Below are 4,638 nucleotides of genomic sequence, written 5' to 3' on the forward strand. Positions count from 1 at the left end.
CAGCGGTAATACCGATAACTAGCAGAACCTGTGTTGTGGTTCCCTCACTCCAGCCAAACAAGAAATTAAAGCCGGACGCTGCCTGGGAAGCACCCAAGCCAAGTGACGTTGCTAAGCCAAACAAGGTTGCCAGTATGGCTACAATATCGATGATATGACCTGGCCAGCCCCATACGCGCTCACCCAAAATAGGGTAGAAAATTGAGCGAATAGTAAGCGGCAACCCTTTGTTGAAAGAGAATAAAGCGAGCCCTAGCGCTAGTACCGCATAGATTGCCCATGGGTGCAGTGCCCAGTGGAAAATCGTAGCAGCCATGCCCAGCTTCATTGCCGCGGCTTCATCGCCACCGGCACCAGCAAGAGGTGCCCAGTCGGTGCGTATACCGTCGGCATTTGTTTCAGTACCAGCCAGGGCGGTACTGAAGTGGGTTATTGGCTCGGAAACACCATAAAACATGAGTCCGATACCCATACCGGCAGCGAATAGCATTGAAAACCAACCTAAATAAGAAAAATCGGGGCTGGCCTCGGTTCCCCCCAGACGGACATTACCGAGTGGAGAAAAGATGAGAAACAAACACAGGATTACAAATATATTGGCCGCTCCAATAAAGAACCAGTCAAGATTGGCTGTAAGCCAGTCTTTGGTGCTTGTAAATACAGGTTCAGCCTGATTTTGAAACATTAAGGTTATGAAGACAAAGGCAACAATTGCCAGTCCTGAAATGGCAAATACGCGATTATGAAAATCGAGACCAAAAGGCCCGAATTTCATCACAACGTTGTCTTGTCCTACTTGATAATCGGTATTGATTGGATTGACTTCACCATCAGGAATCATTGGGTCGTTAGCTTTACGCTCACGCTCGAGATCTTTATCTCCGCGGAGCACTTCTTCTTCTTTTTTGGACATTAGCTCTCCCCTTTATAGAAGTAGGCATTTTACCGCCTTGAATTTAAACATTTATTCTAAATTCATTACTAGAGTATAGAGAGCTACGCAGATTTCTCAAAGTTAGATCGATTTTTCGCTGTAAAAATAATAGATTAGAGAAATAAATTTAATTAGGAAGGATACTGACGTGCGCTGCATCGAGCCGCACGTCAGTGCTTAGGGGAACAATCCTGGTATTAAAAACTGTATCGGACTGTTGCCGCGACAGTATCAATGTCCTGGTCAATTTCATCGAGGTCGTAGAGTTTATAGCCAACCCCAAGAGACAGGTTTTCAGTCAAATGAAAGAACGCTGAAGCATCGTAACGAATGGCATTTTCATCATCAATGTCCAGGTAATCAGCTTTTACTGACAACTCAAGAAAATCTGTCAACATTGAGCGAACACCTAGTCCGGCACCGTATCCAGATTCATCAAATGACTCAGAGCCGATGTCGTCAACAGAGCCTACAAGTTCAAGCTTTTCGTAGGTGACGGTTGCAAAAATATCGGTGGATTCTGTGATGCCATGATTGAACCCGATACCCGCATTAAGCGAGTCTAAATCGACATCCCCGAATTCCGACTCATCGCCAACAGAGTCGAAGTTAGCCAAGATAAAAATGGACTCATTCAGCGATAGTGACCCCGATACGGCATATCCGTCCATTGAGATATCTTCGTCAATAGGCGTTTCGATATCGGTGTCAATGTACGACGCCTGAAGTTTATTCCAGTTAGGAGAGTCCGCTAATGCGCTAGTTGAAGTTCCAATCAATGCAATTGCAATTAATGTTTTCTTCATAATACTTCCTTTGTTGAGAGTCGCTAAGCAGAGATAACCAATTGGCTATCCTGCGTTAAAAAATAGCGACACCAACGACAGGCAGCAATGAACTTTACGAAACCTTTAATCTAGGCGGTTCACCAGAGAAATGAGAGCGGCTTCCGCAACTCTTTTAATGTTATTTCGGTCTTCGCTGTCACTGACTTCATAGGTGACGGCGTGAGCGGCGAACTCATCAGCGATAAATTGTTTAAAAACACCGCTTTCAGGATGGTCACCCGGTTGATATTCGAGTTCCACTGAATCGACCATTTCGGCTATTTCTTCAATCCAGTCATAAACTCGCTGTGGGTTTCTTAAAGGGACGCCACTTGGTGACTCATAGTCTTTAGGCATAGTGTAAAAGACATTACGGTGAGTGGAGTGAAAGTCTATCGCAAACTCTATTTGACCACCGTTTTCTACGAGCTTTTCAAGGTAGTTGGTTAAGGCTTGGGTTTCCGGAAGCGTTTGGTTGTTCCAGTCGCGGTTCATATCGATGCCAGCTGCCGTTAACCGCCAGTTGCCATGATAGACGCCGTCCGGGTTCATGTTAGGAACCAGTAATATATTGTACTTTTGACGAAACTTAACCACGTAAGCTTCGTCGCTGAATAAAAGCTCGCCAAAATGGAGCAGGGCAAGTGCACCAGTAACCTCTGGCGGGTGTTGTCGGCCAATAAGTATTATCCACTTGTCGCTGGATTTCACTTTGTGTTCTAAGGCCGCTAAGTTGCGGCCTTCACTAGAAACCCCCAGAGAAATAACTTCCGATTGTTGTGGCTCTTTAATTAAGCTACTAAGCCACTCAATGTAATGGACGTTATCGATGATCTCCTGCCCGGCGATAAGTTCTTTTGTTTGCGCCGATAGTGTCAGTTCAAACTGAAGCCAGCCATCACCTTCCGAAAAGGGAATGGGGTGCCACATATCGTCTCCTGCGCTGCGTTTAGGCTTATAACGAGATACCCCTTCACTGGCGACCAGTGTGATATCAATGGTTTGACTCTCTTCAGTAAGGTTCTCTACGGCAAAGGCATACCAAGGGCTCGGATTGATTTTTTCTCTTTCTGGTTCAAGGTACAGACTGTATTGATTGTCACCAGTTTTCTCACAATGGTGCAAACGACCAACAGCGAAGTTGGTTGTAAAGTCGACTTTCTCAAAAGAGCAGTCTTCCGGCCCTTTGTTCACTTCCTCAGGTTGTTGAAGCGATAACTGACTAAATAACGCGACACTGGCCAGTGAAAGCATCTATTCTCCTAAAATGCCCATGATAAGGTTGCGTATGTATAGCGCCCACGGTTCGAGTGAACATCGGAAAAGTAACCAAAGCTTTCATCTGCAATTGGAGGCTTTTTATTTGCAAGGTTACGTGCGCCTAGCCGCAGGCTTAAGCCATCAAGAGACTTCTGACTAAAGTGGTAATCAAGGTAGATATCCATTGTTGTCCAGCTATCAATTGGCATCATTTCACCTGAAGATGTTGTTACGCTTGTTTCATAAAAGTCATCAATATAGTTGACCCGAATGCCTGCGCCCCAGTTCCCTAAGTCCCAGTTAAGCTGAGCAAAGGAACGCCATTTGGGGTTACCGTTCATTTGTCTTAAGTCACCGGCGCCAACCACCGGTATGTCAATGGGCACCGCAGGGTTGCCGTTTTCTTGTGCTTCTAAAACAATGGCACTTATTGGGTCAGGTGTTTGCATAAATTTACGCAAATGAGCGGCATTTACAGACAAGTTAAACCGTCCGGCCGCTTCCGTATTTACTTCGTAATTAATACTAATATCTGTTCCTGAAATTTCACGAACCTCTAAGTTATCGTATTGGTTATTGACGTAAACCACTTCTAAGTCGTCGTTGCGTATAACTGCAGGGTTAGATTCGCCTTGTGAGCGTAACAGGGAATCGTAAAGTAGATGAGTCTGGCTGTTTAAAATTCCAACAACGCCTTCTTGCTCAATCGTCCAGCGGTCTATCGTAATAAGGAAGTTATCAAAAGGTGTAATCGCAATACCAAAGTTATAAATCTCATCGTCTTCAGGAGTAAGTTCACTGTTACCGCCCCGAACTTCAGTTATCCCATAGCGATCGTCAATTACCGGATCGGTTCTGGTATTGGTGCGGGAGACGCTTTCCTCAACGACCTGAGGCAGGTTAGGCGCGCGGAAACCGCCGGAATAGGACGCACGCAGCTGCAGCCATTCAGCAGGCAGCCAGCTAAGCGCAATTTTTGGTTTGGTGACGCTGCCTACATCAGAAAACTGCTCATAACGAAAGGCTAACTGCATATCGAAGGTTTGATGCAAGGGGACTAAGAGTTCGGCGTAGGCCGAAAAAACATTGCGACTTCCTTCAGCATCGGGCGTTGAACTGCTACCCAGTACGTCCGAGTTTGTCATAAGTTCGCCGGTAATTTGATCGTAAAATGGATTAGAACCATCAAGTAGGGGGTGACGATCATCAGCGTAAGATTCGTAACGATACTCAACACCAGTGGCAATGCCTATATCTCCGGCATACCAGTTTGCCAGTGCGGGATTGGACAGTTTAAAGTCCCAAAGAGCAAGTTCGGTAGAGCTGTCACGAGTAATGTCTTCGGTCAGTCCGGCTATCACCTCCGGTGAATTATAGACTGAGGTTCCGCTATTTAGATTATTTGGATCCCCACCAATAAAAGGGTTATAAGCTTCGCTGATATTAGTTGAGTTAATCGCTTGTTGCAGTGCACTAACCCGAATTCTGTTGTATCCGGTATCCAGAGTGTCAGCCCGGGAATAAAGCAAGGCTGATTCCCACTCCCATTGATTTGAGTAACCCTTTAATCCTCCCAGCACGCGGTAACTGGAGTCTTCGACTTCAATCCTTCTGGGG

4 protein-coding genes are annotated in these 4,638 nt (G+C 45.7%); all 4 read right to left on the reverse strand.

The window, feature by feature from the left end; genetic code table 11:
* Positions 1-913 (reverse strand): BCCT family transporter (locus B3180_RS02610; RefSeq protein ID WP_414654016.1); only part of this gene is annotated, 913 nt, incomplete at its 3' end.
* Positions 914-1,131: 218 nt separating this feature from the next.
* Positions 1,132-1,740, reverse strand: a complete 609-nt coding sequence (locus tag B3180_RS02615) for an outer membrane protein (protein ID WP_054487537.1) — start codon at positions 1,738-1,740, stop codon at positions 1,132-1,134.
* A 105-nt stretch (positions 1,741-1,845) separates the two neighbouring features.
* Positions 1,846-3,015, reverse strand: coding sequence for a M14 family metallopeptidase (locus B3180_RS02620; protein WP_199494677.1), 1,170 nt, complete (start codon positions 3,013-3,015; stop codon positions 1,846-1,848).
* 8 nt (positions 3,016-3,023) lie between these two features.
* The coding region (locus B3180_RS02625; RefSeq protein ID WP_286842872.1) for a TonB-dependent receptor domain-containing protein at positions 3,024-4,638 on the reverse strand (1,615 nt) is incomplete at its 5' end.

This window comes from Idiomarina sp. UBA4206, assembly GCF_002383015.1.
Lineage (GTDB): Bacteria > Pseudomonadota > Gammaproteobacteria > Enterobacterales > Alteromonadaceae > Idiomarina > Idiomarina abyssalis.

What these genes read in the sequence shown, in the direction of transcription:
- B3180_RS02620 (WP_199494677.1), bottom strand. Translation starts at nt 3,015, where the DNA reads ATGCTTTCACTGGCCAGTGTCGCGTTATTTAGTCAGTTATCGCTTCAA.
- B3180_RS02615 (WP_054487537.1), bottom strand. Translation starts at nt 1,740, where the DNA reads ATGAAGAAAACATTAATTGCAATTGCATTGATTGGAACTTCAACTAGC.